Origin of the sequence: Faecalibacterium sp. Marseille-Q3530 (assembly GCF_017377625.1) — a bacterium.
Lineage (GTDB): Bacteria > Bacillota > Clostridia > Oscillospirales > Ruminococcaceae > Faecalibacterium > Faecalibacterium prausnitzii_E.
In genome coordinates, this window is record NZ_JAFREH010000001.1 from 21,766 (window position 1) to 36,536 (window position 14,771).

12 protein-coding genes are annotated in these 14,771 nt (G+C 59.1%); 2 read left to right on the forward strand and 10 right to left on the reverse strand.

The genetic code is table 11. The features are described 5' to 3' along the window. Positions 1 to 3 precede the first annotated feature (3 nt). The 9 genes from J3350_RS00135 to coaD all read right to left on the reverse strand — a co-directional run bounded on the left by J3350_RS00135 (position 4) and on the right by coaD (position 10,133). Positions 4 to 1,404, reverse strand: a complete 1,401-nt coding sequence (locus tag J3350_RS00135; RefSeq protein ID WP_097792136.1) for a uracil-xanthine permease family protein — start codon at positions 1,402 to 1,404, stop codon at positions 4 to 6. A gap of 169 nt (positions 1,405 to 1,573) precedes the next feature. Further along, positions 1,574 to 3,094 (reverse strand): SPOCS domain-containing protein, encoded by a 1,521-nt coding sequence (locus J3350_RS00140; RefSeq protein WP_207685295.1) that lies wholly within the window; start codon positions 3,092 to 3,094, stop codon positions 1,574 to 1,576. 144 nt (positions 3,095 to 3,238) lie between these two features. After that, on the reverse strand, positions 3,239 to 4,333 hold the full coding sequence (acrA, locus tag J3350_RS00145) for an acryloyl-CoA reductase electron transfer subunit beta (RefSeq protein WP_097792134.1): 1,095 nt from the start codon (positions 4,331 to 4,333) through the stop codon (positions 3,239 to 3,241). Between the two features lie 21 nt (positions 4,334 to 4,354). Beyond that, entirely contained in the window at positions 4,355 to 5,149 is a 795-nt protein-coding gene (acrB, locus tag J3350_RS00150) for an acryloyl-CoA reductase electron transfer subunit gamma (protein WP_097792133.1), read from the reverse strand. A gap of 17 nt (positions 5,150 to 5,166) precedes the next feature. Continuing rightward, positions 5,167 to 6,336 carry an acyl-CoA dehydrogenase gene (locus tag J3350_RS00155; RefSeq protein ID WP_097792132.1) on the reverse strand — a complete coding sequence of 390 codons (1,170 nt, stop codon included), beginning with the start codon at positions 6,334 to 6,336 and terminating at the stop codon, positions 5,167 to 5,169. A gap of 121 nt (positions 6,337 to 6,457) precedes the next feature. Next, the gene (locus J3350_RS00160) at positions 6,458 to 7,330 is read right to left on the reverse strand and encodes a 3-hydroxyacyl-CoA dehydrogenase family protein (protein ID WP_118553082.1); all 873 of its coding nucleotides are present in this window, start codon (positions 7,328 to 7,330) and stop codon (positions 6,458 to 6,460) included. A 100-nt stretch (positions 7,331 to 7,430) separates the two neighbouring features. Beyond that, complete coding sequence (locus J3350_RS00165; protein ID WP_118553083.1) at positions 7,431 to 8,216, reverse strand: enoyl-CoA hydratase-related protein; 786 nt, start codon at positions 8,214 to 8,216, stop codon at positions 7,431 to 7,433. A 104-nt stretch (positions 8,217 to 8,320) separates the two neighbouring features. After that, entirely contained in the window at positions 8,321 to 9,538 is a 1,218-nt protein-coding gene (locus tag J3350_RS00170) for an acetyl-CoA C-acetyltransferase (protein ID WP_207685296.1), read from the reverse strand. Positions 9,539 to 9,629: 91 nt separating this feature from the next. Continuing rightward, entirely contained in the window at positions 9,630 to 10,133 is a 504-nt protein-coding gene (gene coaD, locus J3350_RS00175; RefSeq protein ID WP_097792128.1) for a pantetheine-phosphate adenylyltransferase, read from the reverse strand. Positions 10,134 to 10,529: 396 nt separating this feature from the next. Here coaD and J3350_RS00180 point away from each other — a divergent pair, with 396 nt between their 5' ends. Further along, positions 10,530 to 11,876, forward strand: coding sequence for a butyryl-CoA:acetate CoA-transferase (locus J3350_RS00180; RefSeq protein WP_097792127.1), 1,347 nt, complete (start codon positions 10,530 to 10,532; stop codon positions 11,874 to 11,876). 53 nt (positions 11,877 to 11,929) lie between these two features. Next, entirely contained in the window at positions 11,930 to 13,141 is a 1,212-nt protein-coding gene (locus tag J3350_RS00185; RefSeq protein WP_207685297.1) for an AI-2E family transporter, read from the forward strand. Between the two features lie 167 nt (positions 13,142 to 13,308). Here the strand turns inward: J3350_RS00185 and J3350_RS00190 are convergent, their stop codons facing one another. Further along, entirely contained in the window at positions 13,309 to 14,733 is a 1,425-nt protein-coding gene (locus J3350_RS00190) for a radical SAM protein (RefSeq protein WP_207685298.1), read from the reverse strand. Positions 14,734 to 14,771: the final 38 nt, after the last annotated feature.

Below are 14,771 nucleotides of genomic sequence, written 5' to 3' on the forward strand. Positions count from 1 at the left end.
AGCTCAGGCGTTCTCTTCGTCCTTGGGCAGCAGAACGTTGAGCACGATGGCCACGAAGGCTGCAGGGACGATGCCGGACTCGCCGCAGATCAGCTGGAACAGCTGCGGCGTGTGGGCCAGGATGCTGGCGTTGGCGCCCATGCCGTAACCCACGCCCAGCGCCACCGAAACGATGGTCAGGGTGCGCGGAGTCATCTTTTCCTTGGTGATGAGCTGGATGCCCGATACCACGATGGAAGAGAACATCATGACGGCCGCACCGCCCAGAACGGCCTGGGGCATGATGGAGACCAGTGCGCCCAGCTTGGGGATGAGGCCGCAGAGAATCAGGAAGATGGCACCGGTCGCCAGTGCACCGCGGTTGACGACCTTGGTCATGGCCACCAGACCAACGTTCTGGCTGAAGGAAGTGTTGGGCAGGACGCCGAAGCAGGCGGCAAAGGAGGAACCCAGACCGTCGCAGATGACGCCGCCGGACAGCTCCTTATCGGTCGCCTCGCGGCCCATGCCGCCCTCCATCACGCCGGAGATGTCGCCGACGGTCTCAACGGCCGTGACGATGAACATGATGAGCACCGGCAGGATGGCGCGCATATCGAAGATGATCTTGACCGGGACGAGCTTGGGGATGGCGAACCAGCTGGCCTGTGCGACCTTATTCCAGTTCAGGACCCATGCCTTGGTGAACTCCACACCGTCGGCGGTGACACCGGTAGTGGGCAGGATAAAGCCCATGATGAAGGCGGCAATGTAACCGGCCACGATGCCGATGAGGATGGAGGAAGAGCTCAAAAAGCCCTTGGTCCAGTGCTTGAAGAACAGGATGACCACCAGCACGAAGACGGCCAGCAGCAGGTTCTCCATGGAGCCGAAGTCCTTGGCTGCGTTGCCGCCGCCGAAGGAGTTGACGCCGACCGAGATCAGCGACAGACCGATGGACAGCACGACCGTGCCCGTGACCACCGAGGGGAAAAACTTGCGCAGAGGCTTGAGGAAGAAGCCCAGCACGGTTTCGAACAGGCCGCCCAGGATGGACGCACCCATGATGGCACCATAGGCCAGCACACCGCCGCCCATGGAAGCCGCAACGCTGTTGAACACGCCCAGGAAGCCGGAGCTGGTGCCCATGATGATGGGGACCTGACCGCCGACCGGGCCGATGGAAAACAGCTGCACCAGCGTGACGATGCCGGCCACGAACATGGCGTTCTGCAGCAGGCTGATCTGCAGGTCAGCGAACTCGCCGCCCGCCAGACCGCAGGCGCTCGTGATGATGAGCAGCGGGGTCAGGTTGCCGACGAACATGGCGAACACATGCTGCAGGCCCAGCGGGATCGCCTGGCGAAGGGGCATCTTGGCTTTGAAGTCGTAAGCCGCCTTCTCCAACTCAATATTCTTGATCATAAACTTCTCCTTTGAACAAACCGGTTTTCAAACGACAGGAATTATTATAACAAAGCCTGTGTCGAATTGGGAGAGGGCTTGTTGTCTTTTTGTTCACTTTTTGTTCATAAGTCATACTTTACCAGCAAAAATGTCCGCACGTGAGATACAAGTGCGGACATTTTTATGGTCATGCACCGGGAATCAGAAGCCGCTGTGCTTTTTCGATGGCCGTTGTGCCCTCGGCGAGGTCGTTTGCGGCAAGCATCTGCCCCGGCGAAACATGGTAGCGTTTTGCAATGGCAAACAGCGCTTCCCCGGCCTGTGCGTAATAGATGCGGAGGGAGATCTCCGGGTCGGCAGGGGCCAGCTTCTCCCCCAGTGCAATGCTGCCCACGCAGGAAGCCTGCCTGCGGCTGAGGATGGCCCCCTCCACCCGCACCGTCACCGAGACATCCAGCGCACCGCCCGTGCAGCTGCATTGCAGGTCCTCGACGCTGAGCCAGCACTCCGGATAGAGCGCTGCGGTCTCGGCGGCTTCGGCCGGGATGGGCAGGGCCAGCTCCAGCGGCTTTTCGTAGCTTTCCAGCTCGGCAAGGCTGTTCTCGCCAAACGCCGTCACAAGGACCCGCGCCACCACCACCCAGCCGGTTTCCTGCCAGACCAGCTGCGCCGGGCCGATGGCCGCAAAGCAGGCCAGGATCTTTGCCCCGGCATCCGGCAGCGGGCCGGACCCGGTCAGGGTGGCCGTCTCGTTCAGGGCACAGAGCAGCGCTTCGGTACGGAGGCTCTGCATCACAGGCTCCGTCTCAAACTGCGTCGAGAAGGCATCGGCCACACATTGCAGCTGGTAGGGCCGCCATGCCCGCAGACGCAGCATCACGGTGGCGCTGAGGGAGCCGGGGGCTTCCCCCTCCCCCTGTGTGGCCGTGAACCCGACCGGCTCGGCCACGCAGAGGCAGCGGCAGTCTTCGCTGAGGCCCTCCACATCCAACACCTGATTGAAGGGAAGGTCCAGGCTCTGGCTCTGCAGGGCGCTTTCCCCTTCTGCCCGCCAGGCGCAGAGAACGTGCAGCGTCCCCTTGGCCACAGCCTTGGCATTCAGGACCTTGAGGTCGTGGAGGGAGGCTGTCCCGGCAATGTCCAGAATGGCGGCAGGCGGCGACGGAAAGGCCAGCTCGCCTTCCACCGTGATGAGCTTGTCGAGCACGGCCGCGCGGCGGACGCCCTCCAGTGTGGTCAGCTGCTGCTCGATGCCGCCGTCGGCCAGCGCCGTGAGCACCTCGGTCTTCTGCTGGGTGTAGACCGACGCCACCAGACCAAAGGCTCCCCGCACCTCGATGCGGCGGGGCGTGACCGAGCGGCAGTTCAGGTATTCGGTCTGGCCCTCCACCTGAGCCGTCCATGCTGTAAAGGCAAACTCCGGCAGTTCCAACACCTTGTTGAAGGGCAGCTTCTGCTCCGTCTGGCAGAGGCCCGCGTCATCCTCACCCTGATAATACACGATGCAGCGCAGATAGCCTTCCAGCGTCAGTTTGCCGGGCTGCAGCTGCTTTTGCAGTACCACCGGTTTCGCAAAGCATTTGACCAGCTTGAACACCGGCGGAAGATAATCGGAGATCAGGATCTCCGTTTCCAGCGGGAGCTCCGCCTTGACGGTGCAGTTCGCACCCGCAGCGGGCAGCGCATCCCGAAAGATCTTCAGTTCCATCCTGTGCGCTCCTTTCCTGTCCGTTTGGCATGGCACATACCAGACTGTATGCACTGCGGCGGGCAGATATGCGCAAAAAACACCGCCGCACAGCGTTTCCACTGTGCGGCGGTGTTCCACAAATCAGGATCTCAGAAGATCAAATTATTCAGCGGCCTTGGCTGCCTCGACCTGCTTGATGAGCTCCGGCACAACCTTGAACAGATCGCCGACGATGCCGTAATCTGCCACACCGAAGATGGGTGCAGACTCGTTCTTGTTGACGGCGATGATGCACTCGGAATCCTGCATACCAGCGGTGTGCTGGATGGCACCGGAAATACCCAGAGCAACGTAGATCTTGGGGTGGACGGTCTTGCCGGTCTGGCCGACCTGATGGTCAGCGGTCATCCAGCCTGCATCGGTGACGGCACGGGATGCGCCGACCACGCCGCCGCCCAGAGCGGCTGCCAGCTGCTCGGCCAGCTCGATGCCCTTGTTGACATCCTTGCTGATGCCGCGGCCGACCGAGACGATGACGTCGGCACCGATCAGATCGACCAGCTTCTCAGCAGCCTTCTCGACGCTCAGGACCTCGGTCTTGATGTCGGAAGCAGCCAGCTCAAAGGCGGGCTTCACGATCTGGCAGGCATCGGCCTTGGCCTGATCGAAGGGAGCCTTCTTCATGACGCCGGGACGAACGGTGGACATCTGCGGACGGAAACGGGGGCAGATGATGGTAGCCATCAGATGGCCGCCGAATGCGGGACGGGTCATCTTCAGGTTGCGGTCTTCCATATCGAACTTCTGCTTGGACAGGTCGATGGTGGAGCTCTCCTTCAGGAAATCGATGTACTTTGCAGTGTCAATGTCCAGATGGGTCGCATCTGCGGTCAGGCCGGTGTGCAGGCGGGCTGCGCAGCGGGGGCCCAGGTCGCGGCCAATGTTGGTCGCGCCGATCAGCAGGACCTCAGGCTTGTACGCATTGACCATATCGCAGACGACCTTGGCGTATGCGTCGGTGGTGTAGTCCTTCAGCAGCGGGCTGTCGCAGACCATGACCTGATCGGCACCATAGCCGCCCAGCTCTTTGGCGATGCCTTCCACGTTGTCGCCCAGCAGCAGGCCGGTGACCTCGCAGCCCAGCTCGTCAGCCAGCTTGCGAGCCTCGCTGACCAGCTCGAAATCGGTGGACATCAGTTTGCCCTGGCGCTGCTCACAGAAGACCCAAACGCCCTTGTAATCGTTAAAATCAGCCATTGTAATCCTATGCTCCTTTCATCAGATCAGGTGCTTCTTGGCCAGGATACCAGCCAGCTGTGCGGCGGTGTCGTCGCCCGTCAGCATGGTGCCTGCGCCCTTCTGCGGAGGAGTGAAGGACTTAAAGACGTTCGTCGGAGAACCCTTCAGGCCGATGGTATCGACCTCGATCAGCGGATCATCCTTCAGAGCGTTGTAATCAAACACTTCCATGGGCTTGTCGTAGCAGGTGAAGATGCCGTTGACGCTCATGTAACGGGGCTCGTTCAGCTCCTTGATGCAGGTCAGCAGGCAGGGAGTCTGGACCTTGACCATCATGTAGCCGTCTTCCAGCATACGCTTCACGGTCAGGGTGTTGCCATCCTTCTGGATGTCGGCAACGTAGGTGACCTGGGGCAGATGCAGCTTTTCAGCAATCTGGGGGCCGACCTGTGCGGTATCGCCATCAATTGCCTGACGGCCGCAGAAGACGACATCCTCCGGGCCAACGCCGATCTTGTTGACGGCAGCGGCCAGGATCTGGCTGGTCGCGAAGGTATCGGAACCGCCGAACTCACGGCCGGAGACCAGAACGGCCTTGTCGGCACCGCGGGCCAGCAGCTCACGCAGCATTCCTTCGGCCGGCGGCGGGCCCATGGTGACGACAACGACTTCGCAGCCGGTGGCGTCCTTGAGCTTCAGAGCAGCCTCCAGAGCGTTCAGGTCATCGGGGTTGGTAATGGTTGCCATAGAGGCACGGTCCAGGGTGCCATCCGGCTTGACGGACACCTTACCGGAGGTATCAGGAACCTGCTTTACACAAACGATTGCTTTCATTGTAAATCTTACCTCCCTTACTTCAGCAGCGCGCCGGAAATGACCATCATCTGCACTTCGCTGGTGCCCTCGTAGATCTCGGTGATCTTGGCATCACGCATCATGCGCTCAATGGGATAGTCACGGGTGTAGCCGTAACCACCGAACAGCTGCAGGCAGCGGCGGGTCACGTCGCTTGCGGTGCGGGCGGCGATCAGCTTGGCCTGAGCAGCTTCCACGCTGTAACGGACCTTTGCGCCGTCCATAGCCTGCTGCTTCTTCAGAGCAGCGGCATAGACCAGATACTTGGCAGCCTCGACGCGGGCCTTCATCTCAGCCAGCTCGAACTGGGTGTTCTGGAATGCAGCGATGGGGCGGCCGAACTGCTTGCGCTCCTTGACGTAAGCAACGGTCTCATCCAGAGCGCCCTCGGCGATGCCCAGAGCCTGGGAAGCGATGCCGATACGGCCGCCGTCCAGAGTGGCCATTGCCAGCTGGAAGCCCTTGCCACGCACACCCAGCATACGGTCCTTCGGGATGCGGCAGTCCTCGAAGATCAGCTCGCAGGTAGAGGAACCGCGGATGCCCATCTTGTCCTCAGCCTTGCCGACCGAGAAGCCCGGATCGGTGCGCTCGACGATGAAGGCGGAGCACAGCTTGGTGGGGCGGCCCTTCTTGTCCAGCACATGGTCGGTGACTGCGATGACGATGAAGACATCGGCGAACCCTGCATTGGTGATGAAGATCTTGGAGCCGTTCAGCACCCAGCAGTCATCCTCTTCCTTTGCAATGGTCTGCTGGCCCTGTGCATCGGTGCCGGCACCCGGCTCGGTCAGGCCGAATGCACCCAGCCACTCGCCGCTGCACAGCTTGGGCAGATACTTTGCCTTCTGCTCCGGGGTACCGTTCTCATAAATGGGAGCAGCACACAGGCTGGTGTGAGCAGAGACGATGACACCGGTGGTGCCGCAGACCTTGCTCAGCTCTTCCACAGCCATGACGTAGGACAGCACGTCGCCGCCTGCACCGCCGACAGAGGTGGGGAAGTAAATACCCATCATGCCCAGCTTGCCCATCTTTTCGACGGTCTCTTTGGGGAAGTACTCTTCTGCATCAACTTTCTTAGCCAGAGGCTTGACTTCGTTTTCAGCAAACTCGCGGTACATTTTCTGCACCATCTGCTGCTGCTTGGACAGAGTAAAATCCATCGCTATATCCTCCTAACGGGTCTAGTTTTTCATAGGCCGGGCGCTTGTTGCGGCGAACCCGGTTTGCAAACAAATTCCTCCCGACCGCTTTCCCCGCAGCCGGGAGAAATGTTTTCAGAAATTACAGCTGGTCGACCGGAGTCTTGGTGCGGTCTGCGTTGTAAACGTAGAAGCCCTTGCCGGTCTTGCAGCCCAGGTTGCCGCCGCGAACCATCTTACGGATCAGCGGGCAGGCACGATACTTGCTGTCGCCGGTCTCGTGGTACAGGACGTCCATGATGGCCAGGCAGATATCCAGGCCGATGAAGTCGCCCAGCTCCAGGGGTCCCATGGGGTGGTTTGCACCCAGCTTCATAGCAGTGTCGATGCCAGCGATGTCGGAAACGCCCTCCATCTTGATGAAGGCTGCTTCGTTGATCATGGGGATCAGGATGCGGTTGACGACGAAGCCGGCTGCCTCGTTGACCTGAACGGGGTTCTTGCCGATGGCGACCGAGATTTCCTTGATCTTCTCAACGGTCTCAGCAGGAGTGTTGCAGCCTGCGATGACCTCGATCAGCTTCATGCGGTCGGCGGGGTTGAAGAAGTGCATGCCGACCAGCGGGCGGCTCAGGCCCTTGCCGATCTCAGTGATGGACAGAGAAGAAGTGTTGGAAGCAAAGATGCACTCCGGCTTGCAGATCTTATCCAGCTCGCCAAAGGTGGTCTGCTTGACCTTCATGTCCTCGAATGCAGCCTCGACGACCAGGTCGCAGTCTGCACACAGGTCTTCCTTCAGGCCCGGCGTGATAGCGGCGACGATTGCATCCGCCTTCTCCTGGGGGATCTTGCCCTTTGCGACCAGCTTGTCATAGCCAGCCTTGATCTTTGCCAGGCCCTTCTCAGCCCACTCCTGCTTAATGTCGCACAGAGCAACGCTGTTGCCCTCGACCTGAGCGAATGCCTTTGCAATGCCCTGGCCCATCGTGCCAGCGCCAATAACACCGATCTTCATAGGATATCTCTCCTTTATTCATATCCCCCTGCTCCCCGGTTCCCTCTCCGGCAGGAACCGGGATGCAGAAGGGTTCAGATTACAAATTCAAATGTACTTCTCAGTTGTTGGTGAAAACAGCCTTGGGCTTCGGTTTCTCACGGGACAGGAAGCAGGCCATGCCTTCCTTCTGGTCGTGGGTCTCGAAGCAGTCGCCGAACAGCTTTTCCTCGACCTCGACTGCCTTCTCAATGGGAAGGCTGATGCCATCGTTGATGGCCTTCTTGCAGTTGCGCACTGCAATGGGGGCGTTCTTTGCGATCTTGTTGGCCAGCTTCAGGACGTTCTCCATCAGCTCAGCCTGGGGATACACGGCGTTGACCAGACCGATGCGGTAAGCCTCATCGGCCTTGATGTTCAGGGCCGAATAGACCAGCTGCTTTGCCATGCCCATGCCGACGAGACGTGCCAGACGCTGAGTGCCGCCGAAGCCCGGCGTGATGCCCAGACCGACTTCCGGCTGGCCGAAGACGGCGTTGTCCGAGCAGATGCGGATGTCGCAGCTCATGGCCAGCTCATTGCCGCCGCCCAGTGCGAAGCCGTTGACGGCTGCGATCACAGGGATGGGGAAATGCTCGATCATCAGGAAGACATCATTGCCCAGCTTGCCGAAAGCCTCGCCCTCTGCCTTGGTCATGGTGCTCATGGAACCGATGTCTGCACCGGCCACGAAGCTCTTGTCGCCTTCGCCGGTCAGAACGATGCAGCGGATGGCGTCCTGATCGACAGCCTCAAAAGCTGCCTTCAGGTCTGCCAGAACTTCAGGGTTCAGTGCGTTCAGTGCCTTGGGGCGGTCGATGGTGATGATCTCGACAGCACCCTGCACTTCGGTTTTAACAAATGCCATTGTGAAGACCTCCATTCAAAGTCTTATTCTTCGTTTCAGAACAGCCCCGCGCAGGAGAAGTCCGCCTGCGCGGGCGATCCTGATATCTGGAGTGCCTCCAGCGTTTAGTCCATTTCGACGATGGTAGCGCAGCCCATGCCGCCGCCGATGCACAGGGTAGCCAGACCCTTGTGGGCACCACGGTGCTTCATTGCATACAGCAGGGTGACCAGGATACGAGCACCGGAAGCGCCGACCGGGTGGCCCAGAGCGATTGCGCCGCCGTTGACGTTGACCTTGTTCATATCAAAGTGCAGAGCCTGGCTGACGGCCACAGACTGTGCTGCGAAGGCCTCGTTTGCCTCGATCAGGTCCATATCGGCAACGGACAGGCCGGTCTTTGCCATGACCTTCTTGGTTGCAGCGATGGGGCCCAGACCCATGACTTCGGGCTCAACACCAGCCAGAGCACCAGCGACCCAGGTTGCCAGCGGGGTGACGCCCAGCTCCTTGGCCTTCTCCTCGCTCATCACGACCAGAGCAGCAGCGCCGTCGTTGATGGCGGAAGAGTTGCCGGCGGTCACGATGCCGTCCTTGGTGAAGGCGGGCTTCAGGGTGCCCAGCTTCTCGACCGGGGTCAGACGGGGGCCTTCATCGGTATCGAACACGGTGTCGCCCTTCTTGCCCTTGATGACAACGGGAACGATCTCGTCCTTGAAGGCACCGTCCTTGATGGCCTTGTCTGCCTTGACCTGGCTGTTGTAAGAGAACTCATCCAGCTGCTCGCGGGTGATGGGGTTGTAGCCGTACTTCTTCTGATAGGTCTCGTTGGTGCAGACGTTCTCAGCGGTCATGCCCATGTGCTTGTTGAAGCCGGTGGCATCCCACAGAGCATCGTTGACCATGGTATCGACCAGCTCGCTCTTGCCCATGGGAGCGCCCATGCGGTAGCCGTAGCGGCCCTTCATCATAGCGAAGGGAGCCATGTCCATGTTCTCCATGCCGCCTGCAACGACGATGTCGGCATCGCCAGCCTCGATCATCTGCGCAGCCATGTTGACGCAGTTCAGACCGGAGCCGCAGACCACGTTGACGGTGACAGCGGGGGTCTCGATGGGCAGGCCTGCCTTCAGGGAAGCCTGACGCGCGACATTCTGGCCCAGACCAGCCTGAATGACGCAGCCCATGTAAACATGATCGACCTGCTCCGGTGCGACGTGTGCGCGCTCCAGTGCCTCCTTGATGACGATGGAGCCCAGCTCAGCAGCGGGGACGTTGGCAAGAGTGCCGCCGAACTTGCCGATGGCGGTACGGCATGCAGATGCGATAACAACTTTCTTCATGTTAATAGCCTCCTGATTTGTGTGTATATTGGTGGGTTTTAGGAACCAATTTTATAGAAACGCCTGCGGCGTTTGCACATGAGAAACAGGTTCAGGGCTGCTCCCCCTTCGCCCGGAGCGCGGCCATCTTCTGTTCGACGGCGGCTTCCACATTGGGCGTGACGAACTTGGAGATATTGCTGCCGTAGCGGGCAGCCTCTTTCACGATCGTCGAGGAAAGGTAGCTCCATTTGATGCTGGTCGCCAGGAACATCGTCTCGATGCCGGGCATCAGTGCATGGTTCGTCTGCGCCAGCTGGATCTCGTTTTCGAAATCCGTGACCGCCCGCAGACCCCGCACCATGACCGAAGCGTGGCGCTTTTTGGCGAACTCCACGGTCAGGCCGTCAAAGCTCTCCACCGTGACGTTCGGGATGCCCTTGCAGCACTCCTGCAGCAGGGCCACCCGCTCTTCTACGGTGAACAGAGGGTGCTTGGCGCTGTTGATGAGCACGGCGACGATCAGGTGATCGTTGATCTTTGCGGCACGCTTGATGATGTCCAGGTGCCCTTTGGTGACCGGATCGAACGATCCGGGATAAACTGCTGTTGCCATCGTGTCCTCCTTGGTGCGCGCTGGTATGAAAAGCGCGCTCGGTCCTGCCATGATAGCACTTTCCAGTTCGGGTTGCAAGACGTTGTTTGCGGCGCCGCGTCTCATCGCTATTTTTTTAACGATTCATGACGCACTGCTCCGCACCGCCCTGCTACGCTATAAGTAAACCACATCGTCAAAATTTTATCAAGTCCTTTTTCGAAAAATTTTGTTTTTATCGAACCAAAGAATTCGGTTGAATCGCTAAGAATTTTAGTTATATTGCCATCCAGTCACTTTTTTGCCCCGATTTGCTCCGAAAGTATTGATTCCTTCTTTTGTTAATGTTATAACTAAGTTATCGGGTTGTAAGAATTTACAATTCCTTTATGTTATTATAGGAGAGGATGGTTTATAATGGATTATACGGAACTGTATGCGCAGAAAAAGATGACTGCCGATCAGGCCGCTGCTTTGGTCAAGAGCGGCGATTGGGTGGACTACGGCTGGGCTGTGAACACCCCGGTGGCAGTCGATGCTGCCATTGCAAAGCGTCTGCCGGAGCTGGAGAACGTCAATTTCCGCGGCGGCATCCTGATGTGGGTGCCGGAGATCTTCCAGATTGACGACCCGGCTGCCCACATGACCTGGAACAGCTGGCACATGGGCGGCATTGAGCGCAAGGCCATTGCGCAGGGCTTCTCCTTCTACTCCCCCATCCGTTATTCGGAGCTGCCCCGTTACTACCGCGACAGCAAGGACCCCGTGGATGTGGCAGTGTTCCAGGTCACGCCCATGGACGAGCATGGCTACTTCAACTTCGGCCCCTGTGCTTCTCATCTGGGCGCCGTCTGCGAAAAGGCCAAAAAGATCATCGTCGAGGTCAACACCAATATGCCCCGCTGCCTGGGCGGCACCGAGAACTGGGTGCATATCTCCCAGGTGGCCGGTGTCGTGGAAGGCACCAACCCGCCGATGGGCCAGATGGCTGCACCCGGTGCGGCCACTGAGGTGGACCTCGCCGTGGCGAACCTCATCGTCCCGCAGATCCCGAACGGTGCCTGCCTGCAGCTGGGCATCGGCGGAATGCCCAACGCCATCGGCAACCTGATCGCGCAGAGCGACCTGCAGGATCTGGGCGTCCATACTGAAATGTACGTCGATGCCTTTGTGGACATCGCCAAAGCCGGCAAGATCACCGGCCGCCACAAGAATCTGGACAAGGGCCGTCAGGTCTACGCCTTCGGTGCCGGCACCCAGAAGATGTACGATTACCTCGACAACAACCCGGAGTGCATGGCAGCCCCTGTGGAGTACACCAACGACATCCGCAGCATCTCGGCCATCGACAACTTCATCTCCATCAACAATGCTGTCGATATCGACCTGTTCGGTCAGGTCAACGCCGAGAGTGCCGGTATCAAGCACATCTCCGGTGCAGGCGGTCAGCTGGACTTCGTTTTGGGCGCATACCTTTCCAACGGCGGCAAGAGCTTCATCTGCCTGTCCTCTACCTTTATGAATAAGAAGACCGGCAAGGTCGAGAGCCGCATCCGCCCCACGCTGGAGACCGGCAGCATCGTCACCGATACCCGTGCCAATATCCACTATCTGTGCACCGAGTACGGCTGTGTGAACCTGAAGGGCCTGACCAGCTGGGAAAAGGCCGAAGCATTGATCAGCGTTGCACACCCCGATTTCCGGGATGAACTGATCGCCGAAGCTGAAAAACTGCACATCTGGCGCAGGAGCAACAAGCGCTAAACAATGCTGCGGGCATTCCTGCTGCCCGCGGCAGGAATGGAGTCTACGGAAACATGATGGACAAAAAGCCACACATCAAACCCTACCTGTATGGGATGCTCGCGGGATTCGGTGCCATATCACTGAGCATCCTCTTCTTCTTCCTGATCTACCGCTTTCAGGGCTTCGGGGATGCGATCTCGAAGCTGACAGGCATCCTGATGCCGTTCATCTACGGCGCGGTCATCGCCTATCTGCTCAAGCCGGTGTGCAACTGCGTGGAGGATTTTCTCCGCCGCCTTTTGCCCGAAAAGATGGGAACTGCGGCCAACATGCTGGCGGTCACCATCTCGCTGCTGTTCGGCATCCTGGTGGTGTATGCGCTGATCATGATGATCGTGCCGCAGCTCATCACCAGCGTGACGACGCTGTACTACACGGCGCGGAACAACCTGAACGACTTCGTGGACTGGGCTTCCCATCAGGAGATCATCGCCAGCAACCAGAAGCTGCTGGATTTCATCGAGACGTCCTATGACAACCTGCAGGACACGCTGGACAACATCGTCCGGACGAAGCTGGTCCCCTCCATGCAGAGCCTCCTGAGCGGTGCAGCGCTGGGCGTGATGAGCGTCGTGACCTTCCTGAAGAACATCATCATCGGCGTCATCGTTTCGGTGTATCTGCTGGCCAGCCGGAAGAAGTTCGGCCAGCAGTGCAAGATGATCCTGTACAGCCTCATCAAGCCCCGCTGGGCGGATGTCATTCTGGAAGAGATCCTCTATGCCGATAAAATGTTCGGCGGCTTCATCAACGGCAAGATCCTGGATTCTGCCATCATCGGTGTGCTGTGCTACATCGCCTGTCTCATCTTCAAGTTCCCCAGTGCGCTGCTGGTCTCGGTCATCATCGGTGTGACCAATGTTATCCCCTTCTTCGGGCCTTTCATCGGTGCCATCCCGGCCACCTTGCTCATCCTCATCCAGAACCCCATCAAGGCGCTCTGGTTCATTCTGTTCGTTCTGGTTTTGCAGCAGGTGGACGGCAACATCATTGGGCCGAAGATCCTGGGCAACACCACCGGCCTTTCCAGCTTCTGGGTGCTGTTCGCCATCCTGCTGTTCGGCGGCCTGTGGGGTTTTGTGGGCATGATCATCGGTGTGCCGCTCTTCGCTGTCATCTACGACGTGCTCAAGAAGTTCGTCTTCCACGGCCTGCGCCGCAACGAGGAGATGAAACTGGTCACGACCTACCACGACAACTTCGGCGACCCCGACGACGAATAAATCCAGCCCTCTATATCAAATGCCCCGGCCCTGTCTCCTGCGGGAGATGGGGCCATTTTATCGCGCAAAAAACCTCCCGCTTCCCGGCGCTGTTGCAGCGCTCCGGAAAGCGGGAGGTTTTGGTTCAGGACGGCTACACCCGATGCAGACCCAGCGCTTCTGTGTGCTTACTGCTGGCCGGGCTTCCAGTCCTTATAATTCTCGTAGCGGCTCTCGCGGATCTTGGTGTGGGACCAGATCTCGTCGGCCATGGGCTGCCAGTTGTCGGCGTAGGCCTTGCACTTATCGCACAGGTGATCCACCGTCTCCGGGCTCTGGAGGTCGGTGCTGTGGGCGCCGGTCTCGTGGACCATCTTCCGCAGCAGTTCGGGGTTCTCCAGCATGGGGCAGGGACGCAGGTGGTTCTTGTTGAAGGGCTGGCCGTTGTGGTATGCCATGAACAGCGGACTCTGAAGGATCTCCAGAATGCTGCTGTCGTGGATGTTGGCATTGGAATAGTGGATGAAAACGCAGGGTTCCGCATCACCGGCCGAGTTGATGTGGAAGTAGTTGCGGCCGCCCGCAATGCAGCCGCCGACGAACTCGCCGTCGTTCTGGAAGTCCATCGGGTAGAACGGGATATCACACGCCTCGCTGCGCAGATAGCGGATGCGGTCGATCATGTACTTGCGCTGCTCCGGGGTGGGCATCAGTTCGGGGGCTGCCTCGTTGCCGACGGGCATGTAGTGGAAATAGAAACCGAAGTGCGCACCCTTGTCGCACAGGAAGCGCATGAAGTCATCGCTGGTGACGGCCTCGATGTTGGCGCTGGTGTAGCAGATGGAGGTACCGAACAGGATACCGTATTGCTTGAGCAGGTCCATGGCGTGCATGACGGCGGCGTAATGGCCGCTGCCGCGGCGGGCATCGTTGGTCTCCGGGGTACCCTCGATGGACAGCATGAAGGCGATGTTGCCCAGACGGACGACCTCCTTGCAGAAGGCGTCGTCGATCAGGGTGGAGTTGGTGTAGATGGCGAACTGCACATCGTTGTGCTTTTCGGCCAGCTTCAGGATGTCGGCCTTGCGGACCAGCGGCTCGCCGCCGGTGAGCATGTAGAGGTACACGCCCAGCTCCTTGCCCTGAGAGACGATCTTGTCCATATCGTCAAAGCTCAGGTTGTTCTTGTTGCCGTACTCGCCGGCCCAGCAGCCCACGCAGTGCATGTTGCAGGCGGAGGTGGGGTCGAACAAAATCAGCCAAGGGATGTTGCACTGGTACTTGACGCGGTTCTCACGGATGGTCTTGGTGCCACGGAAGAAGGCCTCATAGCCCAGGTTCAGAGCCGTGGTGCGGGCCACATTGGGGTCCAGCTGGTCCAGCATGCAGTTGATGAGTCTGGACCACTTGCTGTCCGGGTTTGAGAGGGTCTGGCGGGCATGATTGTATGTTTCCTCGCTGAAGGAATCGCCATAGAAGGTCTTGGCGACATCCACCAGCTGGGTCATGGCCTTTTCGCGGTCCTTGTTGACGTGGGACAGCACGATATCCGCCGTCTTGCCCAGTGCGGCGCGCTGCATCTTATGAGTCAGAGAATCAAATGTGGTATTCATTCCAATTTCCTCCAATGCGTTGTCTGATGTGGGGAGCA